General features: G+C 67.3%; 26 protein-coding genes and 1 pseudogene. 17 read left to right on the top strand and 10 right to left on the bottom strand.

The genetic code is table 11. The features are described 5' to 3' along the window. Window positions 1-121 precede the first annotated feature (121 nt). The 4 genes from pstC to AORI_RS49980 are packed head-to-tail and all read left to right on the top strand — an operon-like array spanning window position 122 to window position 4627. Window positions 122-1111, top strand: coding sequence for a phosphate ABC transporter permease subunit PstC (pstC, locus tag AORI_RS49995; RefSeq protein WP_051552886.1), 990 nt, complete (start codon window positions 122-124; stop codon window positions 1109-1111). Further along, entirely contained in the window at window positions 1111-2235 is a 1125-nt protein-coding gene (pstA, locus tag AORI_RS49990) for a phosphate ABC transporter permease PstA (protein ID WP_016332191.1), read from the top strand. Before pstC ends, pstA begins: the two co-directional genes overlap by 1 nt. A 23-nt stretch (window positions 2236-2258) precedes the next feature. Beyond that, window positions 2259-3074: a phosphate ABC transporter ATP-binding protein gene (locus tag AORI_RS49985; protein WP_420806984.1), complete on the top strand. Its 816-nt coding sequence runs from the start codon at window positions 2259-2261 to the stop codon at window positions 3072-3074. Further along, window positions 3071-4627: a substrate-binding domain-containing protein gene (locus AORI_RS49980; protein ID WP_016332189.1), complete on the top strand. Its 1557-nt coding sequence runs from the start codon at window positions 3071-3073 to the stop codon at window positions 4625-4627. Before AORI_RS49985 ends, AORI_RS49980 begins: the two co-directional genes overlap by 4 nt. 72 nt (window positions 4628-4699) lie before the next feature. Here the strand turns inward: AORI_RS49980 and AORI_RS49975 are convergent, their stop codons facing one another. Then, window positions 4700-5953: an HNH endonuclease signature motif containing protein gene (locus AORI_RS49975; protein WP_016332188.1), complete on the bottom strand. Its 1254-nt coding sequence runs from the start codon at window positions 5951-5953 to the stop codon at window positions 4700-4702. Window positions 5954-6117: 164 nt separating this feature from the next. On the opposite strand from AORI_RS49975, the gene AORI_RS49970 reads away from it, so the two are divergent. After that, on the top strand, window positions 6118-6711 hold the full coding sequence (locus AORI_RS49970) for a hypothetical protein (protein ID WP_016332187.1): 594 nt from the start codon (window positions 6118-6120) through the stop codon (window positions 6709-6711). A 32-nt stretch (window positions 6712-6743) separates the two neighbouring features. On the opposite strand, the gene AORI_RS49965 is transcribed toward AORI_RS49970, so the two are convergent. Next, complete coding sequence (locus AORI_RS49965) at window positions 6744-7655, bottom strand: NADP-dependent oxidoreductase (protein WP_016332186.1); 912 nt, start codon at window positions 7653-7655, stop codon at window positions 6744-6746. Window positions 7656-7754: 99 nt separating this feature from the next. On the opposite strand from AORI_RS49965, the gene AORI_RS49960 reads away from it, so the two are divergent. Then, the gene (locus AORI_RS49960; RefSeq protein WP_016332185.1) at window positions 7755-8216 is read left to right on the top strand and encodes a GNAT family N-acetyltransferase; all 462 of its coding nucleotides are present in this window, start codon (window positions 7755-7757) and stop codon (window positions 8214-8216) included. On the opposite strand, the gene AORI_RS49955 is transcribed toward AORI_RS49960, so the two are convergent. Continuing rightward, window positions 8194-9147, bottom strand: coding sequence for a helix-turn-helix transcriptional regulator (locus AORI_RS49955; protein ID WP_043848635.1), 954 nt, complete (start codon window positions 9145-9147; stop codon window positions 8194-8196). The genes AORI_RS49960 and AORI_RS49955 overlap by 23 nt on opposite strands. 62 nt (window positions 9148-9209) lie before the next feature. On the opposite strand from AORI_RS49955, the gene AORI_RS49950 reads away from it, so the two are divergent. The 3 genes from AORI_RS49950 to AORI_RS49940 all read left to right on the top strand — a co-directional run bounded on the left by AORI_RS49950 (window position 9210) and on the right by AORI_RS49940 (window position 11802). Continuing rightward, on the top strand, window positions 9210-10346 hold the full coding sequence (locus AORI_RS49950; protein WP_016332183.1) for an epoxide hydrolase family protein: 1137 nt from the start codon (window positions 9210-9212) through the stop codon (window positions 10344-10346). Between the two features lie 3 nt (window positions 10347-10349). Next, complete coding sequence (locus tag AORI_RS49945; RefSeq protein ID WP_016332182.1) at window positions 10350-11429, top strand: winged helix DNA-binding domain-containing protein; 1080 nt, start codon at window positions 10350-10352, stop codon at window positions 11427-11429. A gap of 76 nt (window positions 11430-11505) precedes the next feature. Next, window positions 11506-11802, top strand: a complete 297-nt coding sequence (locus AORI_RS49940; protein WP_016332181.1) for a hypothetical protein — start codon at window positions 11506-11508, stop codon at window positions 11800-11802. Between the two features lie 17 nt (window positions 11803-11819). Here AORI_RS49940 and AORI_RS49935 read toward each other — a convergent pair whose 3' ends face one another. Further along, complete coding sequence (locus AORI_RS49935) at window positions 11820-12590, bottom strand: FHA domain-containing protein (RefSeq protein WP_016332180.1); 771 nt, start codon at window positions 12588-12590, stop codon at window positions 11820-11822. Between the two features lie 98 nt (window positions 12591-12688). On the opposite strand from AORI_RS49935, the gene AORI_RS49930 reads away from it, so the two are divergent. The 3 genes from AORI_RS49930 (at window position 12689) to AORI_RS83245 (ending at window position 15268) form a co-directional block, all read left to right on the top strand. Continuing rightward, window positions 12689-13060 carry a PH domain-containing protein gene (locus tag AORI_RS49930; protein WP_043848634.1) on the top strand — a complete coding sequence of 124 codons (372 nt, stop codon included), beginning with the start codon at window positions 12689-12691 and terminating at the stop codon, window positions 13058-13060. Window positions 13061-13980: 920 nt separating this feature from the next. After that, on the top strand, window positions 13981-14718 hold the full coding sequence (locus AORI_RS83250) for a hypothetical protein (RefSeq protein ID WP_123798329.1): 738 nt from the start codon (window positions 13981-13983) through the stop codon (window positions 14716-14718). A gap of 58 nt (window positions 14719-14776) precedes the next feature. Next, on the top strand, window positions 14777-15268 hold the full coding sequence (locus AORI_RS83245) for a hypothetical protein (protein ID WP_158509120.1): 492 nt from the start codon (window positions 14777-14779) through the stop codon (window positions 15266-15268). A 43-nt stretch (window positions 15269-15311) separates the two neighbouring features. On the opposite strand, the gene AORI_RS49925 is transcribed toward AORI_RS83245, so the two are convergent. Then, window positions 15312-15782, bottom strand: coding sequence for an NUDIX hydrolase (locus AORI_RS49925; RefSeq protein WP_016332178.1), 471 nt, complete (start codon window positions 15780-15782; stop codon window positions 15312-15314). Between the two features lie 10 nt (window positions 15783-15792). Further along, window positions 15793-16536 carry a DUF5919 domain-containing protein gene (locus tag AORI_RS49920; protein WP_016332177.1) on the bottom strand — a complete coding sequence of 248 codons (744 nt, stop codon included), beginning with the start codon at window positions 16534-16536 and terminating at the stop codon, window positions 15793-15795. Between the two features lie 123 nt (window positions 16537-16659). On the opposite strand from AORI_RS49920, the gene AORI_RS49915 reads away from it, so the two are divergent. Beyond that, the gene (locus AORI_RS49915) at window positions 16660-16899 is read left to right on the top strand and encodes an AMED_5909 family protein (RefSeq protein WP_043848633.1); all 240 of its coding nucleotides are present in this window, start codon (window positions 16660-16662) and stop codon (window positions 16897-16899) included. Window positions 16900-16942: 43 nt separating this feature from the next. Here the strand turns inward: AORI_RS49915 and lpdA are convergent, their stop codons facing one another. The 4 genes and pseudogenes from lpdA to pip form a co-directional block, all read right to left on the bottom strand. After that, window positions 16943-18328 (bottom strand): dihydrolipoyl dehydrogenase, encoded by a 1386-nt coding sequence (gene lpdA, locus AORI_RS49910; RefSeq protein ID WP_016332175.1) that lies wholly within the window; start codon window positions 18326-18328, stop codon window positions 16943-16945. Window positions 18329-18375: 47 nt separating this feature from the next. Continuing rightward, window positions 18376-19146 (bottom strand): lysophospholipid acyltransferase family protein, encoded by a 771-nt coding sequence (locus tag AORI_RS49905; protein ID WP_016332174.1) that lies wholly within the window; start codon window positions 19144-19146, stop codon window positions 18376-18378. A 63-nt stretch (window positions 19147-19209) separates the two neighbouring features. Next, window positions 19210-19617, bottom strand: coding sequence for a nitroreductase family deazaflavin-dependent oxidoreductase (locus tag AORI_RS84820; RefSeq protein ID WP_435818375.1), 408 nt, complete (start codon window positions 19615-19617; stop codon window positions 19210-19212). Between the two features lie 63 nt (window positions 19618-19680). Beyond that, window positions 19681-20619, bottom strand: a pseudogene (pip, locus tag AORI_RS49900) (prolyl aminopeptidase); the annotation flags it as partial. A 38-nt stretch (window positions 20620-20657) separates the two neighbouring features. Between pip and AORI_RS49895 the strand changes: the two are divergent. From AORI_RS49895 to AORI_RS49880, 4 genes are all read left to right on the top strand, one after another. Then, the gene (locus AORI_RS49895) at window positions 20658-21698 is read left to right on the top strand and encodes a LacI family DNA-binding transcriptional regulator (RefSeq protein WP_016332172.1); all 1041 of its coding nucleotides are present in this window, start codon (window positions 20658-20660) and stop codon (window positions 21696-21698) included. Window positions 21699-21776: 78 nt separating this feature from the next. Then, entirely contained in the window at window positions 21777-22928 is a 1152-nt protein-coding gene (locus AORI_RS49890; protein WP_016332171.1) for a dihydrodipicolinate synthase family protein, read from the top strand. Next, window positions 22928-23734, top strand: a complete 807-nt coding sequence (locus AORI_RS49885; RefSeq protein WP_016332170.1) for a sugar phosphate isomerase/epimerase family protein — start codon at window positions 22928-22930, stop codon at window positions 23732-23734. The genes AORI_RS49890 and AORI_RS49885 overlap by 1 nt, the downstream gene beginning before the upstream one ends. A 69-nt stretch (window positions 23735-23803) precedes the next feature. After that, window positions 23804-25276 carry an apolipoprotein N-acyltransferase gene (locus tag AORI_RS49880; RefSeq protein WP_016332169.1) on the top strand — a complete coding sequence of 491 codons (1473 nt, stop codon included), beginning with the start codon at window positions 23804-23806 and terminating at the stop codon, window positions 25274-25276. Window positions 25277-25294: the final 18 nt, after the last annotated feature.

The following is a 25294-nucleotide window of genomic DNA, read 5'->3' as shown; positions in this document are numbered from 1 at the left end:
CCGTCGGGCGTTCTCCGCTTGGACACCTTTCGCGGGAGGGAGCACCACATACTGGCCGCATCGAGGGGCGAAGTGGTGTGCCCTGAACACGTTTGCTCACCGATACGAAGGAAGGCCGCTCGTGACCGTCGCGCCACCCCGGCCCGACCCGTCCCCACCGGGAGCACCGGTGCGGCGGGCGATCACCGAAGTCCTTTCCCGGGCCGACCGGGCGTTCCACCGGGTCACCACCGGCGCCGGGCTGGCCATGCTGGGCATCCTCCTTATCATCGGCTTCTTCCTGGTCTATCGGTCCGGACCCGCCTTCGACAACAGCGGTTTCGGCTTCTTCACCACCATCCGGTTCGACCCCGCCTCCGGTGTGCTCGGTGTGCTGGGCCTGCTCTACGGGACGATCGTGGTCGCGCTCATCGCGGTCGGAGTCGCCGTGCCGCTGAGCATCCTGGCCGCGCTGTTCATCACCGAATACTCCAGCGGCCGGATCCGCGGCTTCCTCACCGGTCTCGTCGACCTGCTCGCAGCCATCCCGAGCCTGTTGTACGGCCTGTGGGGATTCAGCTTCCTCGGCCCGCAGATCGTCCCGGTTTCGACGTGGCTGACCGAAAATCTCGGCTGGTTCCCGCTGTTCGCGTCCAAGGAGAACACGCTGTACATCCAGTCCATGTTCATCGCCGGGCTGGTGGTCTCGCTGATGGTCCTGCCGATCACGACCTCGGTGATCCGTGAGGTGTTCGCGCAGACCCCGCCCGGGGAAAAGGAAGCGGCGCTCGCGCTGGGCAGTACGCGGTGGGGGATGGTCAAAACGGTCGTGCTGCCCTTCGGCCGCGGCGGCATCATCGGCGGTTCGATGCTCGGGCTCGGCCGCGCACTCGGCGAGACGATCGCCGTTTCCCTGCTGCTGCCCCAGGTTCCGGAGATCACGAAGCACATCCTCCAGTTCGGCGGCGCGACGATCTCCGGGTTCATCGCCAACAACTCCGGCGCCTCAGGCCTTTCGCTGTCCGGACTGATGGCGGCGGGGCTGGTGCTGTTCGTCTTCACCCTGGCCACGAACTTCACCGCATCGGTGATCATCTCCAAGAGCCGGTCCGGCGCGGGAGTGGATGCCTGATGACCACGACGACCACGCCCCCGGTCACGTCCGCTCCGCGCAAACTCGTCAAACGCCGCCCGTCGGAGACCACCCGGCAGGACCGGCTGGCGGCACTCGGCTGCGCGGTGTCGGCCACGCTGCTCACCTGGTTCGTCATGCATCTGCTGCTGGATTCCCCCGGCTGGCTGGCGGATCTGATCGTCGCGTACCTGCTGTACCTGGCGATGCTCTACCTGGTCACCCGCGACCGTTTGGGCAGACTGGCCGCGTCGGACCGGATCGTGTCGACGATCGTGGTCTCCGGGGCACTCACCCTGCTCGTCCCGTTGCTGTTCCTGTTGACCTACATCGTGATCGAGGGCGCGCCGTACCTGCGGCTGGGTTTCTTCACCCATGACATGTCCGCGGTCGCGCCGACCGATCCGGTCACCGCGACCGGTGGTCTGCACGCGGTGGTCGGCACCCTTCAGCAGACCGCGCTGACCCTGGTTTTCGTCGTTCCGCTGGGCGTGCTCACCGCGATCTTCCTGAACGAGACCCGGTCGCGGTTCCGCCGTCCGGTGCGGATCATGGTCGACGCGATGAGCGGTCTGCCGTCGATCGTGGCCGGCCTGTTCATCTACGCGGCGCTGATCATCCCCGGTATCCAGGCGGGCGTGGGATTGTTCAGCTACAACGGTTTGATGGCCACCTTGGCGCTGACCATGGTCATGCTGCCGACGGTGACGCGGACCGTGGACGTGGTGCTCCGGCTGGTCCCGGACGGCCTGCGCGAGGCGTCGCTGGCACTCGGCGCGAGCCGGGCGAGGACAGTGTGGTCGGTGGTCCTGCCCACCGCGCGCACCGGCGTCACGACCGCCGTGATCCTCGGCATCGCCAGGGTGGCGGGGGAAACGGCACCGCTGCTGTTCACCTCGTTCGGCTCGCTGGCGATGAACGCCAACCCGTTCTCCGCGCCGCAGGAGAGCATCCCGCTGTTCATCTTCCGCTTCATCAAGCAGCCACTGGAAAACGTCCAGCAGCGCGGTTACGTCGGCGCGCTCGTGCTGATCCTGCTCATCTTCGGCCTGTTCGCGATCGCGCGGATCGTCGGACGCGACCGGTCGAAGCGCAAGGCGAAAAGAACGAAGGAGAACCGGTGACCGACACCATCGATTTGTCCACTGTGGACGGCAGGCCGCCGGTCACCCTGACCGGCGGTCCCCCGCCCGGTGCGGCGGAACTCGAGTCGCGCGAGATCGGTGCCTGGTTCGGCGACCGGCTGGTCCTCGAAGGCGTGTCGTTGCGGATGCCCGCCAAAGAGGTGACCGCGCTGATCGGCCCGTCGGGCTGTGGCAAGTCGACCTTCCTGCGCATCCTCAACCGGATGCACGAGCTCGTCCCGTCGGCGTCGCTGACCGGCGAGGTCCTGTTGGACGGCCAGGACATCTACGCCGACGGGACCCGGCCGCAGCAGGTCCGGCTGCGCATCGGCATGGTGTTCCAGAAGCCGAACCCGTTCCCGGCGATGTCCATCCGGGACAACGTGCTCGCGGGGCTGAAACTCGCCGGCGTCAAATGCGACGACAAGAACGCGCTCGTGGAACAGAGCCTCGAACGCGCCGGGCTGTGGCGTGAGGTCCGCGATCGGCTGGGCTCGCCCGGCGGCGCGCTCTCCGGTGGACAGCAGCAGCGGCTCTGCATCGCCCGTTCGCTCGCGGTGCAGCCGAACGTGCTCCTGATGGACGAGCCCTGCTCCGCCCTCGACCCGACGTCCACCCGGCGGATCGAGCAGACGATCGCCGAGATCGGGCACGAGGTCACCGTCGTGATCGTCACGCACAACATGCAGCAGGCCCAACGGGTGTCGGATCACTGCGCGTTCTTCCTGGCGGCCGAGAACGAACCCGGCCGGGTGATCGAGCATGGTCCGACGGACACGATCTTCAACGCGCCGTCGGACGAACGCACCTACGACTACGTGAACGGGCGATTCGGATGACGACCTTGCGCAGGCTGGGCGCCTTGGCCGGGGTCTCGGCGCTCCTGCTCTCGATCTCCGTGACGGGCGCGCCCGGCGCGGCGGCGCTCAGCCGGGTCACCGGCTCGGGGTCCAGCTACGTCGGCGTGGCGATGACCGACTGGCAGAACGGCGCGACGTCGCGGGGGATCCCGGTCAACTACTCGGCCACCAACTCACCCGCCGGGGTCAACCAGTACGGCGACCGGACGGTCGACTTCGGCGGGACTGAGGCCGAAGTGTCGTCGCTCCTCGCGGCCGGCGGTGGTGGCGTGACCGCGCAGACCCGCGGCTACCAGTACGTCCCGGACGTCGCCGGCGCGGTCGCCGTCATGTACAACGTCACCGACCAGGCCGGGAAGCGGGTCGACTACCTGCATCTCACCCGCGAGGTGATCGGCCGGATCTTCAGCCGGGACATCACCCGCTGGAGCGATCCGGCGATCACCGCGACCAACGGCGGGAAGTCCCTGCCGGACCAGCCCATCACGCTCGTCGGCCGGACCGGGCAATCCGGGACGACGGCGCTGTTCTACGACTTCATCGCGCACGCGGCGCCCGACGCCTACCAGCGTTTCGTCTCCCGCAACGTCGGCAACGGGATGGGCAGCCTGCCCGCCGGGGTGCGCCCGATCCAGCTCCCCGAACGGGGGCCGGACGCGGATTGGTACCGGCTGCTCGCGGACTCGGACCAGATCGCGCAGGCCATCGGCAAGGCGACCATCCCGTTCTCCATCGCCTACGACGAATTCGCCTACGCGCAGCGCCACAACGTGCCCGCGGCCTGGGTGCAGAACGGCGCGGGCCAGTACACGCAGCCCTACGCGGAGAACATCGCGTCCGCGCTGAAATTCGCGGAACTCCGCCCGGACCTGAGCCAGAAACTCGACAAGGTCTACTCGAACACGGATCCGAAGACGTACCCGATTTCGGCGTACTCCTACATCATGATGCCGTGCACGAGCGGGCGGGACACCTGCCGCGGCGGCTACGGCGACCAGGGCAAGACCGACACCATGACCGCGTTCCTCGAACACGTCGCCTGCGACGGCCAGATCAACATGGCCCGGATCGGCTACTCGCCGCTGCCGCCGAACCTGTCGCAGGAGATCATGAACTCCAACGCGCGGCTCACCGGGCAGCCGCCGAAGCAGCTGAACGCGGGCAACTGCGCCAACCCGACCTTCCGCGGCAGTCTCGGCGCCGGTGCCGCCAGCCCGCCCGACCCGCTGGTGACCGCCGGGATCATCGCCCCGAACGGCAAACCCGCGGCCGGGCCGGGTGCGGGCGGGCCGAGCAAGCCCGCCGGGCCCGGCACCGGCCCGGCCACCGGCGACAAGACCGCAACCGCGACGGCGAACCCCGACGAGGAATCGGCGGGCGGCGGCTCGAAGAACTGGCGGGAAGCCGCTCCGGCGGCCTACGACGAAGGTGGTTTCGGCGGCTTCGGGGGCTGGGCGGCTTTGGTCCTGTTCGTGGCCATCGTGACGCCGTTGGTGGTGCGCGGGGTGATCCGGAAGCTGCGCCGGGCTTAGCGTCTTGAGTCTGCGCGGCGTCGGGCATGGCGAGGGGCCCGTCGCCTGGGTGGCTGGCGGGCTCCTCGGGGCCTAGACGTGATGCAGGATGTTGCGCCGGGGATATCGGAGCGGATCCCGGTACTGGGGTGGGATGAACTCCGGTAACCCATCGGCGGCCATGCGTACTTCCCAGTCGCCGTGGTGAATCAGGCGGTGATGGAAGCCGCAGAGCAGCACGAGATTCCGGAGATCTGTCGGTCCGCCGTCTGCCCAGTGCTCAATATGATGAGCGTGGCAGTTCTTGGGCTTCCGATGACATCCTGGGAAGGCGCAGCCACCATCGCGTATGTTCAACGCCCGACGTTGGCCCGGGGTGACGAACCGTCTCAGCCGCCCCATATCCAACGGCTCACCTGAGGTCCCCATCACGACGGGCAGCATGAGGCAGTCGCAGGCCGCGAGCCGCGCTTCCCGCGCGGTCATCGTCCCCACGAAATCCAGGCAGGCGGTCCCGAGACCCGATCTGAGTTCCTCAAGCCCGACGGTGACATGCACCAAGGTCCGGTAACCACTGGTTCCCGGCTGATCCGGGCACGCGATCGCCAGGTCCAGGAGCTCGGCCCAGGCATCGCCCATGCGCTCGCACTTCATCCGCAAATCCGCTTGGCCGAACTCGTCCACCGGCCGCGGCTGGGAGTGTGCTTCCAAAGCGGCGGCGGTGCGGGCACCGGTCTCGCCGTCGAGGAGACCGGTGAGTTTCCAGAACCCGTCCTTCCGGCGCTCCAGGGTGATTTCGCGACGCGGTTCCTTGGGCTCTGGATCCTTCGGCTCGTTGCCGTCGGGGTTGAGCCAACCCATCAGTTTCGTCTCGGCGTTGGAGAGTTGCCGGGGTCCGGCGTTCGGGGCAAGCTCGGCCAGAATCTTCTCTGCGGCCGCCCGATCCTCAGCAGACGTGTCGGCCGGGAGTCTCTTCAAGATCTCCAGGATCTGGTCGATCCGCTCATCCCCGACCAACCCCTGAGCGGCGACCGCGGCAGTAGCGGGAGCGACAGGCGGAACCTCCGTGCCATCCAACGCCCGGGTGGGATTCAGGGCGATCGCCCGCTTCACCACCGCACCCGCCTCACCCCGCGACAACCCCGCCATCTCCGCGAACCAACTCGCCGTACTCCCATGCCCGTATAAGTCTTTAACGCCCCGATTCTCGATCTCCGCCAGAAACTGCCCCAATCCGGCAGTGGCCATGCGAATCACCTGCAAGAACTGCTGCACGCCATGAGCAAGCTCCAGCTTGCCGGCGCGCCACAACTCCTGCGGCAGTTCGGGGAGAAAGGTCTCGGACACCCCTCAATAATACCGCAATACGTCGAACACGTGTTCGTAATTTTAAGCGACAGTCAAAGCGCACATTTGCCACTGAAGGGTGATGCCGACAGGAGTTGACGTAACGCCGCGCGCGGATCGAACGAGTACGTCCGGCAAGCACCACCACAAAGCGGGAGAGCGCCATGTACATCCCACCCGAACCGGCCGCGCGTCCGGCCAAACCCCGACGCTGGCCGTGGATACTCGCTGCCGCCATCGTCGTCGCAGCGCTCACGGCGACCTTGACACTCGTACTGCTCGGCAACGAACGCGACGGAAAGAAGGTCGCGTCGAAATCGACCGCATCACCTTGCCGGGACCAGACACTCAAGCCGCCGTGCCAAGGCATCAGCGGCTGGATCCTGGCCGATGGCTCCTATGAAAGCACCACACGCGCGACCCCGCCCGCCTACGTGGCACCGACGACGCCCAGTCCGCCACCGCTCACTCCAGCGGATTTCACCCTCGATCTGAAGACATATTCCAAAAAATGCTTCGGCTCCGCCGGCTGCATCGTGGTCGTCGAACCCGCCCTGACCTACAAGGGCTCCGCGGAAACCATGGCAAGCCACGGAATGTGCTCGTTGACCTACGACATCACAGGCGACGAGTCGGGCACGGTCACCGATACGCTCAGTTTCGTCGGAACGAACGTGACCGCACACCGCTCGGTCCTTTCGACGCCGTCCTCGAAGACCAAGGTGACGGTCAAGATCGTCAGTGTTTCCTGCACCTGACCGAGGGCGCCCCCACGCCCCCGGTCGGCCCGTTAGGGGAAGGTCAGCACGATCTTCCCCCGCCCGTGCCCGGTCTCGATCTCCCGGTGCGCCGCCGCGGCCTCGCCGAACGGATACGTCCGCCGCACGAGGAAACGCAGCTCTCCCTTGACGTACAACGACGCCAGCATCCCCAGCCGCTCGGCCGACCGCGTCCCGGTGACCACACGCGCCCCGGCCCCAGGCGCGCGGCCGTGCTCGACCAGCGTGAGCACGCGGTCCGGATTCCCGACCAGCTCCAGGGAAAGGTCGAAGGCGACCCCGCCCGCACCGTCCAGCGCCGCGTCGATCCCGGCGGGAGCGAGCGCCCGCACCCGGTCGGCGAGGCCGTCGCCGTAGACCACCGGTTCGGCGCCGAGCGAACGGACGTACTCCTGGTTCGCCTCGCTCGCCGTCCCGATCACCTTCGCCCCGCGCAGCACGGCGAACTGGACGGCCGCCATGCCCACTGAGCCCGCCGCCCCGTGGATCAGCAGCGTCTCGCCACGGGCGACCCGCAGCGCGTCCAGCGCCAGGTACGCCGTCTGCGTCCCCGCCGTGAACCCGCCCGCGACCTCCCACGGCATCTCCGCCGGCTTCGGTGTGACGTTCTCCGCGGGCACCACGATGTACTCGGCGTACGCCTGTACCGCGGTGAACCCGAGCACCTCGGCCCCCGCGACGAGGCCGGTAACCCCGGAACCGACCTCGTCGACGACCCCGGCGAACTCGTTCCCCGGGACACGCGGCCAACGCAGCTCCATCCCCGCGGGTTCCCAGCCCGCCCGCACCGCCGCGTCGTACGGCTGCACCCCCGCCGCCTTCACCCGCACCCGGACCTCCCCCGCTCCGGCGTGCGGCTCCTCCAGCTCCAGCACCCGGAGCACCTCCGGGCCACCGGCTTCCGTGAACGCGGCCGCTTTCATCTCGTTCCTCCAGTTCGTCCCCAGCTGTCGGAACCCAGCCTGATACCTCTAGATAGCTGGAGGTCAAGAATTGTCGGTGTGACGTTCTAAGCTGCGCTCGTGACGAGCTACCGCATCTCCAGGGCAAGCGCTTCCGACGCCGGCAGGCTGACGGCGCTGATGCAAGAATCGGCCGCCTACCAAGGGGAATACGCCTCGATCCTCGACGGCTACCAGGTCACCGAGGACTACCTCGCCACCCATCCCGCGTACGTCGCGCACGCGCAGCGGGACGTGGTCGGTTTCTACAGCCTGATCGAGTACCCGGCCGAGCTCGACCTGCTGTTCGTCGCCGATTCGGCGCAGGGCACGGGTATCGGCGCGTGGCTGGTCGAGCACATGCTCGGCCAGGCGGCGGAGCTCGGCATGACCGAGGTCCGCGTCGTCTCCCATCCACCGGCCGCCGGGTTCTACGAGCGGATGGGCGCCCGCCGCGTCGGCGTCGTACCGCCCAACCCGCCGAAGATCGCCTGGGAGCGCCCGGAGCTGGTCTTCGACGTCAAGCACCCACCGCGCGGCTGAACCGCCCGATCAGTTTGCGCAGGTGGCCGGCGAATTCCGGCGAGTCGACGACCTCGAAATCGGCGTCGAGCAGGCCCAGGTAGAGCGCCAGGTACTCCAGCGTGTCCGCGCCGGCTTTGAGCAGGCAGGTCCGCTCGTCGACGGCTTCGACGACGACGGCGGGCGGCACCTTCGCCGCGGCTTCGGCGGCCGAGGCATGCAGCCGGATCGTCGCGTGGTGCCGCCACAAGGCCGCGCCCACACCACGCTGGAGGTAAGCGACCACGCCGCCTTCGGGTGGTTCGCGTTCCTCGAAACGGCGCCCGTTCGGCGTACGCGGCCGCACCCGGTCCGCGCGGAACGTGCGCCAGTCCTGCTTGTCGACGTCCCAGCCGACGAGGTACCACCGGCGGCTCATGTGCACGACGCGGTGCGGCTCGACCTGCCTTCGGGTCTCGGATCCGTTGTGCCCCACGTAATCGAAGCGCAGGGTCTCGCGGTCACGGCAGGCACCGGCGATGGCGGAGAGCACTTCGGCGTCGACCGTGGGCCCGCCGCCCTGCACCGCGAGGGTCGCGGAATTCAACGCCGCGACTCGGTGCCGTAGCCGCGACGGCAGCACCTGCTCCAGCTTCGCCAGCGCGCGCACCGACGTCTCCTCGATCCCGGCGATCGTCCCGCCCGCGGCCGTGCGCAGGCCCATCGCCACCGCGACGGCCTCCTCGTCGTCGAGCAGTAGCGGTGGCATGGCCGCACCGGCGCCCAGGCTGTACCCACCGGAGACGCCGGGCGTCGCGTCGACCGGGTAGCCCAGCCCGCGCAGGCGCTCGACGTCGTTCCGGATCGTCCTGGTCGTGACGTCGAGCCGCTCCGCCAGTTCCGGGCCGGTCCAGTTGCGCCTGGCCTGCAGCAACGACAGGAGCCGCAGCAGTCTCGCCGAAGTTTCCGCCATGAATTCCACCTTGTCCGCAATCGCGGAACGAAACTTTCCGCAATCGTTCCTAATCTAGCCCCATGACCGAGATCAAGCCCTTCCGCATCGCCATCGACCAGGCCGAACTCGACGACCTCAAGGAGCGCCTGAGCCGCACCCGCTGGCCCCGCGAGGTCACCGGCGACTGGAGCCGAGGCGTTCCCGTCGCCTACCTCAAGGGACTGGCCGAGTACTGGGCCGACGGCTTCGACTGGCGCGCCCAGGAAGCGGAACTGAACGAGTTCCCGCAGTTCACCACCGAGATCGACGGCCAGACCATCCACTTCCTGCACATCCGGTCGACCGCCCCGGACGCGCTGCCGGTGGTCCTCACACACGGCTGGCCGAGCTCGCCGTTCGAATTCCGGCGGGTCGTCGAGGAGCTCAGCGGCGAGTTCCACCTCGTCATCCCGTCGCTGCCCGGTTACGGGTTCTCGAGCCCGGTGAACGGACCTGGCTGGGGCAACCTGTTCCGCGTCGCCCAGGCGTGGATCACGCTGATGGACCGCCTCGGCTACGAGCGCTTCGGCGTCCACGGCACCGACGCGGGCGCCGGGGTCGCGAACATCCTGTCGATGATCGCCGCGCACCGGGTGGTCGGCACGCACCTCACCGGGACCAGCGCGGGTATGCCGTTCGGCCCGGCGGTCGACCTCGACGGCCTCGACGAGAAGGACCGCGAGCGCGGCGAACGCTTCAACCGGTTCCAGGCCGACGGTCTCGGCTACCTGCACCTGCAGGCGACCCGGCCGCAGACGCTGGCCTACGCGCTGAACGACTCCCCCACCGGCCAGCTCGCGTGGATCGTGGAGAAGTTCGCCGAGTGGACCGATCCGGCCAAGGAACTGCCGGACGACGCCGTCGATCGCGACCACCTGCTGACCGCGGTCAGCCTGTACTGGTTCACCGGCGCCGGCGCTTCCTCCGCACACGCCGTGTACGAAGGCATGGAGGTCTACCGTCAGATGGCGCAAGGCGGCTGGGACGGCGGCGGCGAGGCGCCCGCCGGCCCGCCGCTCGGGATCGCCGTCTTCGCCGGGGACACCACGATCCGGAGCCTTCAGGACGGTCCGGTGGCACACTGGTCCGAGTACGACACCGGCGGCCACTTCCCGGCGATGGAGGTCCCCGGTCTGTTCGCCGAAGACCTCCGTTCCTTCCTGCGAAAGTGCGTCTGACGAATGGATCAGCTCAGCCCCCGGGCCCTCAACCGCGCGACCCTGGCCAGGCAGCTCCTGCTGGATCGCGCCGATCTTCCCGCCGTCACCGCGATCGAGCGGCTGGCAGGCCTTCAGGCGCAGGCCCCCGACTCGTCGTATGTCGGGCTGTGGTCGCGGCTTCGCGATTTCCAGGTGGACGAGCTGGCGAAGCCGCTGGCCGCCCGCGAAGTCGTCCGGATGACCTTGATGCGCGGCACGGTGCACCTGGTCACGGCCGCCGACGGTCTCGCGCTGTGGCCCACCCTCGCACCGGTGGTCGAGCGCGGTTTCCTCGGCCATTATTCGCGGGAGGTCGCCGGGCTGGACCTCGCCGCGATCGCCGAAGCGGGGCGGTCCCTGCTCGCCGAACGGCCACGCACCCGCGCCGAGCTCCGGACCGCGCTGGCGCCCCGATGGCCCGACGCGGACCAGCCGACACTCGGCTACGCGGTCAACAGCCTGCTCCCTCTCGCGCACGTGACTCCGCGTGGCCTGTGGGGACAGACCGGCCCGGCCGCGTTCGCCCTGCTCGAAGACTGGGTCGGTGAACCGATCACGGCCGGGATCTCCCTCGACGACCTGGTGCTGCGCTATCTCGGGGCGTTCGGCCCGGCGACCGTCCGCGACGCGCAGCTCTGGTCGGGACTCACCCGGTTGAAGGAGGTCTTCGAACGGCTGCGGCCACAGCTGATCACCTTCACCGACGTCGAGGGCAAGGAACTGTTCGACCTTCCCGACGCACCGCGCCCCGATCCGGAAACCCCGGCGCCACCGCGGTTCCTTCCCGAGTACGACAACGTCCTGCTCTCCCACGCCGACCGCGCGCGGGTGATCCCCGACGGCCGCCGCGTGCCGCTGCCACCGGGTAACGGCGGACGAAGGGGCACGCTGCTCGTCGACGGTGAATTCCTGGCCATCTGGGCGATCAAAGGGGCGACGCTGACGATCGAATCGCGGGAACCCTTGCGAGATCAGGATTCGATCGCCGAAGAGGGCGCGCGGCTACTGGAATTCGTAGTGCCGGATTCCGGGCACGACATACGTTTCGGCATCGGCGGGTAACGGTCCGGCCTTTTGCCGTAACGATGGGCACCGTTCGGGCGAAGCATGGGCGCAAAGAGCCTGAAGGGAGCGGGCCATGAGCAGGAACTACGGTTTCATGACGGTGCTGGCGGGCCTCAGCGCGCTCGCGGTGATCGCGGTCGCGGCGGTGTGGCGGTATCCGAACACGTCGGACGTGACGGCGGTGATCACCGCGGCGGGGACGGTGATCGGCACCGTGGTGGGCGCCTTCTTCGGCGTGAACGCGGCCTCGGCGGGACGCGTGAAGGCCGAAGAAAGCCGGGATCAGGCCACGGCGGCACTGGTCAAGGTGGCCACCAAGGCCGACGAGGACAGCGACGTCGCGAAGGCGGCGATGGAGGGCGTGCGCTGACCGTCCTCTATGGACACTCAGTCGAGCGCTTCGAGCAGGGCGAGGTCCGGCGGGACGAGCGTCGTGGACAACACCAGTTCTCGCAACAGGTTGTCGTTCAACGCGTTGCCGACCGGCTCGCCGACCTCCTCGCGCCTCAGCCCGAAAACGCCGCCGGCGGACAAGCGCCCGCGCACGTCGATGACGACGTGCTCGACCCGGCGGGCGGTCCACGTCTCGCCGGGCCTGAGTTCGGAGAGCACCTCGGCCGTCTGCTGGCGGGACAACGGCTGCGGATTGAGGTCGTGCAGGAGGTAGCGCTGCCCGAAGACGACCAGGACCAGGCGTTCCTCCGCGCTGAGGCGCCAGCGGCGGGGCGGCACGGTGACGTCGTCGTGCCGGGTGGCGGGATGCCCGCCCTCGGGACCCGCGACGTACAACTCGAGCAGGTGCTCCCGCCTGCCCGAACCGCGGACGAACAGCGGCGTGTACCCGTCCGACAGGGGAATCGGCTCCTCGCCGCGGGAAAGCCAGCGGGAATTCGGCAGGCGGATGGGCAACTGGCCGGTGTTGCTGACCCACCATCGCCCGTCGGTGAAGTTCAGCAGCCCGTGCTTGCGGCTGACCTGCAGGTCGTTCTCCCCCACACAGACGTCGACCTGCGGCCGGTTACGCCCGAAGGAGATCTCGCCGCCCTCGCCGGGATCGACGGACACGCCACCCGCGAGCGTGAGCGCGAACACCGCTCCGGGCGCCGATCGGGGCACGCCGAGCGCCAGGCTCTCGTGCGTCGTCGTGAGCCGCTTCATCGTCCCTCCTCCTGATCCCCGGCATTATGCGAGATCCCGCCGGGGACGGGTCCCGGTGTCGCGGTCGTCCGGTTGTTTTCGTCCGTATGTTGGAGTACATGATTGACTTCTCCAAGGACACCGTCTTCAAGCTCACGCCGTGCAAGCCGAAGGACATCGCGCCGACGGTGCAGCCGATCATCATCCCCGGCGAGGAGATCATCTCGTCGTTCAAGGCGGTGCGCGACTTCGTGGTGTTCACGAACAAGCGGCTGATCGCGGTGAACGTGCAGGGCATGACGGGCAAGAAGAAGGACTTCACCTCGCTGCCGTACAACAGGATCCAGGCCTTCTCGATCGAAACCGCGGGCACCTTCGACCTCGACGCGGAACTGGACCTGTGGTTCAGCGGGCTGGGGAACGTACGGCTTGAGTTCCGGGGTTCGAACATCCGGGCCATCGGGCAACTGATCGCCATGCACACGCTCTAGCCCGCCTGCGCTTGCTTGCGGGAACCGGGCTGCGGGTGGCCGTTGGGTCCCGCTGGTCGTGAGTGGCGATTCGGGTTCTAACCCTGATCGCCACTCACGACCCACCCGACCGACCTGCCCCCTGGCGGCTACGGGCTTTGCACGGGTGGCCGTCTCGCGTGACTGGACGGACGACACACGTGGCAAGAGAGACGACACACGTGCTTGAACGGACGATTCGCGCCCGGCGCGCACGTGTCGTCCATCCAGCCACGCGTGTCGTCCACCGGATCACGCGAACCCGCCGGGCGGTACCGGCGGTCGTGAGTGTTTCGGGTCGTTAGAGCGACCCGAAACACTCACAAGGTTCTACATGTTGATCTTTTGATGCCGGGGCCTCGCTGACCTCGGCATGATCGCCGCTTCTGGCCGTTGACCTGCGCGGACAGGGCTGGACACTTCTCGCGTGTTCTCGCCCCTACCCGACGTATGACGGCCTGGAGACGGCCTGACCACTCCTCCCCCATCTCCCCGATACGAAGCCATCCACGCGGCCGTCTCGTCGGGTCAAGGCACGCTTTCCCGCCTTGACGCGTCGTGACGGCCGTTGTGACGATCTGGCATCGGGGCGATGGCTCCGCGTAACAGCCGTTGGTCCGTCTGCGACATTGCGGGCACGAATGTCTCAGCGAGGAGGCCGACGTGCTCTTTGGCGTACCTGCGCGCCGCTGGCGGCGGCAACATTTGCCCACGGCTTCAGCGGGCGCACCGCCCGGCCGGTGGGCGGAGCGGAGCGGCAGCCGGCCGTGTCGGGCAAGGTGCGCCCGCAGGCGAGACGCGGACGCAAGGTGACCAGCGCGCCGCCGACGGCGCACCTTGATCCCATAGAGCCAAGTTCGACAGCGACCTGAACAACAGAAAGAAGAAGTTCGAGGACCATAATGAGCGATGCTAACGAGTTCTGGCTTCAAACCTGGATTAAAGAATTCGACGTGAGCTCCAATGGCGAATTCAAGAAAGCTGCCAAGTCGCCAACCGCAATCAAGAGACTTTTCTCGTTAGCAACAGAGAAGAGTTCGCGAAACCTTGAAGAACACGCCACCAAGCTCCCCGCGTACAGCGTTCTCGCCGGAAGATCTCTCGATCTCTCGGGCGCATACCACCATTCATGCGCAAAATGTCTCTCTACGGAACTTTCCATGCTACTTGCCCGAACGGTGCACTTTTTCGATCGAGCAATAGTAAGCGGGCCTTCCGTTACAGAGGTAGCATCAGGCCTGCAACACAAGAACCTGAACATCCGCGAGAAGACCTTATGGAACCTCAAAGGCCAGGTCGAGTTTATCAACTATATCAATAAGATTGGCGCAGCCGACACGGTCACCTACGCACCGAAGATTGAAGCCTACTGCGATACCTGCTTCCACAATTGGGCAAAAAGAGCAAGGATATCCGCGCTAGAAAGCGAAGAGCAGTCCGAGAAGATCGTCGAACAACTCTTGAACGAAGCTAAATTCATTACCATTCGAGATCGCACAGGAAACTGGACCTCGAATGTTACGCACCCGAATTTGATAGGTGGAACTTGGTCTCGACGCCGACCCTATAGCCGTCGCCCTACCCGAAAAAAAGGTCGCTTGGGATCTATTCTACGGAATGAGCCGCCCGACGATATATGACCTTTCGACCGCACAACATTACAAAGTGCCCCTGCTAGACGCCTACCAAGTAAAGTGGATGGCAACCGACTCCAGCAGAGGTAAAGCATCTGCTGACGACGTCGCACTCGAACTCCGCATACCACAGCTCAGCGGCCTACCACTAGAAGATCTAATTCGAATCAAGCAAGAGGAAAGGGATCATTTAGTACGATTCCAGCAGGCGATCTCAGCCGCGATTCGCGAGATGGTCTCGAAACGAGAAATGGACTCACCAAGCACGATCGCCGCAGCCGTCGTTCGAGAATACATTGAACCAGAAATTGCAGCTATGGAAGCGCGAATGAAGAGCAAGCAACGCGCCTTTGGGAAAAAGTTGGCCTCAGCGGCAGCATTGGGCACCCTGGTGACAACAGTGGGAGCGATTCAGGCAGTGCCACTAGTGTTAGCTACCGGGGTAGCGGCTGCTGCAACGTCACTAACCCAGCTCTACAAATACTTCGACGATAAAAGCGAGATTGAAACTTCAGACTTATACTTTATTTCCCGACTATCGAAGATCAAGCACTGACCTGTCCATCAAATGTCAACCACTCCGGAATACCACCTCGGAATCAGGTAAAATAGGGAGCCTTTCCTGTTTCCAAGGCATGCTTGATGCGCAGCCGTATTGAATCATGTATCCGCAGAGAGGCAAGGCGATCAACTTCAACCCAGCCAACAACCTTACTTTCACTGCTGACACGTTCGACACCTCCAGTTGCCTTAGCTCGAAAACAAATCGAGAACTCCTGCCGAACCTCCCCATCGTCGTACGCGATGACGTGGTTGGGGTTCGAGTACAGCCCAATGACGCCAGTCACCTCGCACTCAATCCCGGTCTCCTCACGAACCTCCCGCACAGCGGCCTGAGCCAGAGTCTCGCCGAGTTCGAGCTGCCCACCAGGGATCGAGTACAGGTCGTTGTCCGTCCGCCGGATCATGAGAATCCGGCCCTCGTCGTCCTGGATGAACGCGGACACCGCAACCGCGATGCTGTTCGCCTTGGGGGCGTTCGGGTCGTTGTAGTAGTCGACGCGTGCCATGGGTGGCCTCCTAGAAGGTGGCGGGCTTGGCGAGATTCCAGACGGCTTCGAAGCTCTCCGAGTACGTCTCGAAGAGGTCCCCGGCGGACAGCCGGCGGAGGTGCAGGGATGGGGCGTGGGCTCCTTGAAAGCCGTAGACGTGCGTGTTGACGATCATTTCGTCGTCGAAGCGGAAGATCGAGTTGTAGAGCGTGGTGTCGTGGAAGCGCATCTCCACCCCGTCTACCCCGACCAGTGGCCGGTAGAACGCCAGCGCGTTGCGGATGCGCGCCGCGAGCGTCCCGTCGCCTAGCTGCTCCTCCTCTCCGCGCAGAGCAATGCTGTCGCTGGAGGGGTCACCGAAGAGCAGGCGGACACGCGCGCCCGCAGTGGCTTTGGCGGTCAGGTCCTTGACGAACCGCGGGCGTTCCACCAGGAACAGCCCGGCGTGGACCAGAACCTCAACGGTCTCCGACGCTTCCTTGATCAGCCGGTCCCACAGCTCGGCCGGCATGACATTGCGGTGCGGGAACACCTGCACGACCTCGGCGGCGGCCATCTCCGCCTTGCGCTCCGGGGCCACCGAGTCCGGCCACAGGTAGGTCTCGGACTCGCGCGCCATGGCAGCGATCTTGTGCCGGTGCTTCGGGTACGGCGTCCGCCCCTTGGTGATCCACCGTTCCACGGTCTTCTGATCGACCCCGATGGCGTCGGCCACCTGCTCCAACGAGAAGCCATTACGCAGCAAGGCGTCCCGAAGGCGTTCGTTCGGCATCCGCGCTCCAGGGACTTGTAGGGACGTCTTCGACCGTACCAAGGACGTCCCAAGATGTCCCGCCGTGAGGTGGTCACGTCCCCGCCGTTGCCGAAAACTGACGACATCGAGAGGGAGGGGTCGATGAAGACCGAGCCGCAGACTCTGCGTGACGCACACACCGACGCGGCGAGCCGGCGCCCTCGGCCGGAGGCGGATATGTCGGAATGGCTGACGTTTCACCGGGCGAACGCGCGGATGTATCGCGAGGTGTCCGAGGTGGACCGGTGGCACCACCACGAACTCAAGTACTGGGTGGGTTTCGAGGAGCGTAAGGCCGAGGAACTAGCCGCACGAATCGCTACAGCCAGAACCAGCTCGTGAGTGGTAAGGACGCTTCTAACCGTCCTTACCACTCACGAGCCCCTTACATGTTGATCATGTGGCCCGCGAGACCGTGCACGGCTTCCTTGACCGCTTCCCCCAGCGTCGGGTGAGCGTGCACGTTCCGCGAGATTTCGTGCACCGTGAGGTCCCACTGCTGCGCCAAAGTCAGCTCCGGCAGCAGTTCGGTGACCTCCGGGCCGATCAGGTGCGCGCCCAGAAGCTCGCCGTGCGTCGCGTCGCTCAGGATCTTCACGAAGCCGACGGCCTCGCCGAGGCCGTGCGCCTTTCCGTTGGCGGTGAAGGGGAACTTCGCCACCTGGACGTCGAAGCCCTTTTCGCGGGCCTGTTCTTCGGTCCAGCCGAAGCTGGCGATCTGCGGCTGGCAGTAGGTCGCGCGCGGGATCATGACGAAGTCGAGTTCCATGGTCTCGGCGCCCGCGATGGTTTCGGCGGCGACGACGCCCATGGATTCCGACGCGTGCGCGAGCATCAGTTTCGCGGTGACGTCGCCGATCGCGAAGATGTGCGGGACGTTGGTGCGGCCCCGCGCGTCGACGGCGATGGCGCCGCGGTCGGTCAGTTCCACGCCGGTCTTGTCCAGGCCGTATCCCTCGACCCGGGGCTGGAAACCGATGGCCTGCAACACCTTGTCCGCTTCCAGGACACGCTGCTCGCCGTTCTTCGACACCGTCACGCGCACGCTGGAGCCGGTGTCGTCGATGGACTCGACCTTGGTCGAGGTCAGCACCTCGATGCCGAGCTTCCGGTAGCGGCGCGCGAGTTCCGCGGAGACCTCGGCGTCTTCGAGCGGGACCATCCGGTCGAGGTATTCGACGATGGTCACCTTCACGCCGTAGTTGTGCAGCACATAGGCGAATTCGACGCCGATCGCGCCCGCGCCGGCGATGACGATGCTCTCCGGCAGCTCGTTTTCCATGATCTGCTGTTCGTAGGTGACCACGCGGTCGCTGCGCGTGGTGCCCGGCAGCAGGCGCGCGGTCGCGCCGGTGGCGATCACGCAGTGGTCGAAGGTGATCCGCTCGCCGTTGACCTCGATGGTGTTGGCGTCGAGGAAGGTGCCGTGCCCGTCGTATTCGGTGATCTTGTTCTTCTTCATCAGGAAGTGCACGCCCTTGACGCGACCGTCCGCGACCTTGCGGCTGCGGTCGAAGGCGGCCTGGTAGTCGAAGCTGACCTTCCCTTCGACCTGGATCCCGAAGGACTTCGCCTCCTTGGTCACGATGTGCGCGAGTTCGGCGTTGCGCAGCAGTGCCTTCGACGGGATACAGCCGACGTTGAGGCAGACACCGCCCCAGTACTTCTCCTCCACGACCGCCGCGCTCAGCCCCAGCTGCGACGCCCGGATCGCCGCCACGTAACCGCCGACCCCGGCCCCCAGGACAACGACGTCATAGTGTGCACTCATACCTCGAAACCTACCCCTCACCGAGACGGTCCGAAGGGTGAGACTGCCTACTCGGGACGCGAGCCGCGGATCTCGATCAGCAGGTCGGTCACCGCGGTCATGATCCGCTTGGTCGCCTCCTCCAGCACCTCACGGGACGGCGAGGGCGTCATGAGGTCCGAGAGGTCCACCGGCGGGCCGGCGACCAGGTTCACCGTCTTGCGCGGGAAGGCGCGCGGGAGCACGGCGTCCGACGGCAGCAGGTGGTGCGTGCCCCAGTTCGCCAGCGGGATCACCGGGACACCGGTCTCCAGCGCGATCCGCGCGATTCCGGTCTTGCCGCGCATGGGCCACCCGTCCGGGTGATCGGTGAAGGTGGCTTCCGGGAAGATGACGACGCATTCACCCTCACGGACGGCGCTGACGGCGTCGCGGTACGCGTCCGACGCGGTGGCGGCCCCGCGGTAGACCGGGATGTGCTTGCCGGAGCGCATCACCGAACCGATGACGGGCGCGTCCCACAGGCTCGCCTTCGCCAGGTAGCGCGGCACGCGCCCATGGGCGAGGCAGTACGCCGTCACCGTCGTCGGGTCGGCGAACGAGAGGTGGTTCGACGCGACCAGGAAGCCACCGGACGAGGGCAGGTGCTCCCCGCCGCGCACCCGGAACCGGGTGAACAGCACCAGGAACGGCCACACGACGTTGATCGCGAAGGCGAACCAGGCGCCCCGGCCGGCGCGGGCGAAGCGCCGGCCGAAGGCGATCATCTGGCGGAACGTCAGCAAGTCCCCCGAAGCGGGGCTCAGCGCGGTCCAGCGTTCACGGGGTCTCAGCACCATGGACGTAATTCGTAGCCGAACCCGCCCTGGTTCGGCTGAAACCACGCGCGAACGCGGCGCGGATCACACGCGCTCGAGCACCACCACGGGGATCTCGCGGTCGGTCTTCTTCGCGTACTCGTTGTAGTCCGGCCACACGGCGGCGAGCTTGTCCCACAGCTTCGCGCGCTCCTCGCCTTCGAGGGTCCGGGCGCGCGCGGTGAACTTGTCCGCCTTGACCTGGGCCTTGACCTCGGGGTTGGCCTGCAGGTTCTTGTACCAGCCCGGGTCCTCCGGCGCGCCGCCCTTCGAGGCCACGATCACCGGGTTGTTCTGCTCGTCGAACTGGTAGATCAGCGCGAACTTGCGGTCCTCGCCGGTCTTGCGGCCCTTGGTGGTGAGGATGAGGCAAGGCGCGCCCTTCTCCCAGTCGTGGCCCACCTCGCCGTCGGTCTCTTCGTAGCGACGGACGTGCTCGTCACCGAAAAGCATGTCTGTGTTCCTCTCGTCCTGGCGTGTACCGGCGCCCACCCAGTCTGACGCGAACCGGTCGGTCGCGCTGATCAACTCGTGCAGGGTGCCGGGTTCGTCGAACGCGTGACCCGAGTCGCCGACCATCACCAGTTCGGCGGAGGGCAGCACCTGGCTGAGCTCCCACGCGGTGATGGCCGGGGTGACCACGTCGTAGCGTCCCTGGACCAGAACGCACGGGATGTCCCGGAGCTTCCCGGCGTCGCGGAGCAGCTGATCTTCGGCCAGCCAGCCGCCGTGCCGGAAGTAGTGGTTCTCGATCCTCGCGATCGCGAGGGCGAACGCGGGATCGCTGAACGCGTCGATCACCTCGTCCTGGGGACGCAGTTTCACCGTCTCCCCCTCCCAGCGGCTCCACGCGATCGCGGCGGGACCGTGCACGGCGGGATCCGGATGGCTCAGCAGTTCGTGATAGACCTCGATCAGGTTCTCCTGGCGGCGCGAGTACGGCACCGGGGCCAGGAACCGCGACCACGCCTCGGGGAAGAGGAACGCCGCTCCCCCGCCGTAGAGCCATTGCAGTTCCTTCACCCGCAAGGTGGCCACGCCGCGGAGGACGAGTTCCGTGACGCGTCCCGGGTGGGTTTCCGCGTAGGTCAGCCCGAGCACGCTCCCCCAGGAGCCGCCGAAGACCATCCAGTGTTCGATGTCCAGATGCTCGCGCAAGCGCTCGATGTCGGCGACCAGGTGCCACGTCGTGTTGACGGAGAGGTCCGCCTCCGGGGTGGCGCAGTTCGGCGTGCTGCGCCCGCAGCCGCGCTGATCGAAAAGGACGATGCGGTACCGGTCCGGATCGAACAGTCTGCGATGTCTCGGACCCGAACCGCCCCCGGGGCCGCCGTGCAGGAAAATCACCGGCTTGCCCTCGGGATCGCCGCATTCCTCCCAATAGATCTCGTTGCCGTCACCGACGGGCAACATCCCTTGGACGTAAGGTTCGATTTCCGGATAAAGGCCGAGCATGTCCGCCACTATGCCCCAAACGCCAGCTTGGAGGATCGATGAAGGCCCGCCCCCACGTGACGCTGGAAGATGTGGCGCGCACCGCGGACGTGTCGCTCGCGACCGCGTCCCGCGTACTCAACGGCACCGCCACCGTCCGGGGAGATCTCCGCGAACGAGTGATCGCCGCGGCGGCCGAGCTCTCGTATACCCCCAACGCTCACGCTCAGGCGTTGGCCGGTGGCTCACAGCCGACCGTCGGAGTGATCTGCCACGACGTCGGCGACCCGTATTTCGCCGCGATCGCGGGCGGGATCATGCGCGCGGCGAGTGAGAACGATCTTCTGGTGATGCTTGCGAGCACGTTCCGCGATCCGGCCAAGGAGGTCGCCTACGTTTCGACGCTGCGTGCCCAGCGCGCGTCGGCGATTCTGCTGATCGGTTCCGCGTTCGAGGACAAGGCCTGGGAAAAGGCGATGGCCGCCGAACTCGAGCCGTACCGGCGCGGCGGCGGGCACGTCGCCGCGGTCAGCAGGCACCGCGGGCTCAAAGTGGACACCGTCCAGCCCGACAACCGGGGTGGCGGCGCCGAACTGGCGAAGGCCCTGCTGGACTTGGGACACCGCCGGTTCGCCGTGCTCGCCGGGCCGAAGAGCCTGACCACCGTCGTCGACCGCCTCGACGGATTCGCCGCGGAACTGCTGGAGCACGGCGTCGAACTGGCCGAGGACGACGTCTTCGAGGCGGCGTTCACCCGTGACGGCGGCTACGAGGCGATGGAAAAGGTCCTCGCCCGGCCGCGCAAGCAATGGCCGACGTGCGTGTTCGCGGTGACCGACGTGATGGCGATCGGCGCGATGTCGGCCTTGCGCGACGCCGGTGTCTCCGTGCCCGGCGAGATGTCGATCGCCGGTTTCGACGACATCCCGGTAGTGCGCGATCTCACCCCCGCGCTGACCACGGTCGCGCTGCCACTGGAGAAGCTGGGCGAACGGGCCATGGACCTGGCACTCAAGGCCTCCCCCGGCACCCGGCCGCGCGTGGTGAAGATGTCCGGCGAAGTCGTCCTGCGCCGCAGCACCGCGGCCCCCGGTCGCTGAAACCCTTGTGTGCGGCCCGCGGGGTGACTTAACGTGGTCCGAGAAAGCGCTTTCTCACACCCGCGCCACGGAGACCCGATGACCTTGATCGCCCTTCCCACCGCCGACGGCGGCTTGGCGGAGTGGACGCCGCGAGGGGCGGAAACGCCCGCGAAACCGGCGACGCCGCCGACCTCCCGGATCGCCTACGCGGCCGCGCACGTGGTCGCCGACCCGTTCGCCCCCGCCGACCCCGAAGAAGGCGCGGTGCTGGACTGGGACACCACGCTCGCCTTCCGCGAGCACCTGTGGTCCTGCGGTCTCGGCGTCGCCGAAGCCATGGACACCGCGCAGCGCGGGATGGGCCTGGACTGGGCCACCACCAAGGACCTGATCCGCCGCACCGGGGCACTCGCCGCCGGACGGCCGTGGGTGGCGGGTGTCGGCACCGATCAGCTCCCCGACGGCGAAGCCACCGCAGGGTCCATTGTGGACGCCTGGCGCGAGCAGCTGGATCTGGTCGGCGAGGCGGGCGCGATCCCGGTCGTGATGGCCAGCCGCGCGCTCGCCGCCTCGGCTTCCGGGCCCGCGGATTACCATGCCGCGTACGGGAAACTGCTCTCCGGGGCCGACCGTCCGGTCCTGCTGCACTGGCTGGGCGAGCAGTTCGACCCGGCACTGGCGGGCTACTGGGGCCACGGCGACGTCCGCAAGGCGGCCGAGGAACTGGGCAGGCTCTGCGCCGAGCACGCCGGCGTGATCGCCGGGGTCAAGGTTTCGGTGCTCGACGCGTCGATCGAGACCGCATGCCGCCGCGCGCTGCCCGAAGGCGTCAAGTGCTACACCGGCGACGACTTCAACTACCCGGAGCTCATCGCCGGAGACGACCAGGGCCACAGCGAAGCGCTTCTGGGCATCTTCGACGCCGTCGCGCAGGTCGCCGGTGCCGCGCTCGCCCGCCTCGACGAGGGTGACGCGGCCGGTTTCCACGGCCTGCTCGACCCGACGGTGGCGCTGAGCCGGGCCATTTTCCGCGCCCCCACGAGGAACTACAAGACCGGCGTCGTCTTCCTCGCCTACCTCAACGGGCACCAGGACCACTTCCGCATGGTCGCCGGCCGCGAGTCGGCCCGCTCCATCACGCATCTGGCCGAACTGCTGCGCCTGGCCGACGCCGCGGGCGCGCTCACCGACCCGGAGCTGGCCGTCGCGCGGATGCGGCCGCTGCTGGCCGCGGCGGGGGTGGCCTGATGGACCGGTTGAGCCTGAACCAGATCACCACCAAGGCCTGGTCGCTGCCGGAGGCCGTCGCGGGCTGCGCCGAGGCGGGCGTGCGCTGGATCGGCCTGTGGCGGGACAAGGTCGCCGAGACCGGCGTCGAGGAAGCCGCCCGGCTGCTCAAGGAGTACGACGTCGGCGTGTCGTCGTTGTGCCGTGGCGGTTTCTTCACCGGGGTCACCCCGGAAGGGTCTCCTGTGGACGGTGTCGCGCAGACCAGGCAGGCGATCGACGAAGCCGCGGCGCTGGGCGCGGACGTCCTCGTCCTGGTCGTCGGCGGGGTGAACGGCAGCCTGAAGTCGTCTCGGCAGCGCGTCGCGGACGCGGTCGGCGAGCTGGCGCCGTACGCCGGTGAGCGCGGGGTCCGGCTCGGCCTGGAACCGTTGCATCCCATGCAGTGTGCCGAGCGTTCGGTTCTGTCCACTGTGGACGAGGCACTGACCATCGCGCTGGAGCATCCGGCCGATCAGGTCGGCGTGATCGTCGACGAGTTCCACGTGTGGTGGGACCCGCGGATCGAGGAGTCGATCGCCGCGGCGACGGGCCGGATCGCCGGATTCCACGTCTGCGACCAGAAGGTTCCCCTGACCGACACCCTGCTCGGCCGGGCGCTGCCCGGCGACGGCCCGATCGATCACCGGCACTTGAAGGCCTGTGTCGAGGCCGCCGGGTACACCGGTCCGATCGAGGTCGAGGTGTTCGACGCCGACCTCTGGCGCCGCCCCGGTGGCGAGGTGCTGGCGGAGACCATACAGGCCTACCGCGACCACGTTTCCTGACGAAAGTAAGGGTCGCTCGCTGCCCAAGGTCCGCTGTCCGGGCGGCCGTGGTCTCCTACCGTTCGCGGCATGAAACCACGGCTGCTCTGGTGGCTGGGCACAGCGTTGCTCCTGCTCGCCGTCCACACCGACTGGAACGTTCCGCTCGCGGCCTGGGTTTTCCCGGTCTTCCTCCTCCGCTACGCCCGGCTGGTGCCCACGCGCCGCGCGATCCCGATGGTGGGCCTGTCCCTGCTGATCGGGCAGGTGTTCTGGCTCGGTGTCACCGGTCTGCTGTTCGTGCTCTCCGCGCTGCTCGTCTTCACCTTGCTCGCCGTGCTGCAGACGACGGCGTTCCTGGCCGACCGTCTGCTCGCCGACCGCGCCGGCCCGTTGAGGACGCTGGTGTTCCCGGTGACGCTCGTCGCGGGTGAGTACCTCTTCACAGTGATCACCGGATTCGGGGACTTCGGCGCGCTCGGCAGCACCCAGTCCACGAACCTGCCGCTGCTCCAAACGGCCTCCGTGACCGGCGTGTACGGCCTCACCTTCGTCCTGGCGTGGTTCGCGTCGGTGGCGAACACCGTTTGGACGGAAGGGTGGCGGCCGGTCAACCGCACGGTCGTCGTGCACCTTTGCCTGCTCGGCGTGGTGTTCGCCGCCGGTGGCGCGCGGTTGCTGTTCGACGCGCCCACGACGAAGACGGTGCGGGTCGCGGGGATCAGCCCGTCGGCCGAGGCGGACCGATCGAGTTCCGACGCGCTGGAGCGGATCGGTGTGAAGTACTGGCGTGCCGAAGAAGTCGTGGCCGCCGACCCGGCCGCGGTCGGCGCCGCGTTCGCGCCGGTCACCGAAGATCTCGTGACGAGGACCCGGCAGCAGGCGTCGGCGGGGGCGAAGATCGTGCTCTGGCCGGAAACCCACGCCAGTGTGCTGGAGCGCGACCAAGCGGCGCTGCTCGCCCGCGTCGGCACCGAAGCGAAGCAAGCGGGGATCCACGTCGGACTCGCGTACTCGCTCTACACCGCGCAGGCTCCGTTCATCCGCAACGTGGCCGTGCTCGTCGGGCCGTCCGGCGAGGTGCTGTGGACCTACGACAAGACGCATCCGACGCCGATGGAGCCGATGACCCCCGGCCCGGGCATCGTCCCCACCGCTGATTCGCCGTACGGACGGATCGCGTCGGTCATCTGCTATGACGCGGATTTCCCCGGTCTGATGCGCCAAGCCGCGGACAAGGGGATCTCGCTGATGCTCGTCCCCGCCAACGACTGGCCGGGATTCGGCTCGCTGCACGCGGAAAAGGCCGTCTTCCGCGCGGTGGAGAACGGATATTCGCTCTTCCGGCACTCCACCCACGGGAATTCCACAGCCGTGGACGATCAGGGCCGGGTGCTCGGGCACGCCGACTACTACCGCACCGATCAGCAGACGCTCGTCGCGGATCTGCCGGTGCAGCCGAGAACACAGACCGTGTACGCCCGTGTCGGTGACGTGTTCGCCTGGCTGTGCCTCGCGGCCGCCGCGCTCTGTCCTTTATGGACATATCGAAGGAAACGTTAGCGCCCCGTTACGGAAGGC

The organism is Amycolatopsis keratiniphila (genome assembly GCF_000400635.2).
Taxonomy (GTDB): Bacteria; Actinomycetota; Actinomycetes; order Mycobacteriales; family Pseudonocardiaceae; genus Amycolatopsis; species Amycolatopsis keratiniphila.
Note: the sequence above shows the minus strand (reverse complement) of the source record. Positions and strands in the feature narration are given on the sequence as shown.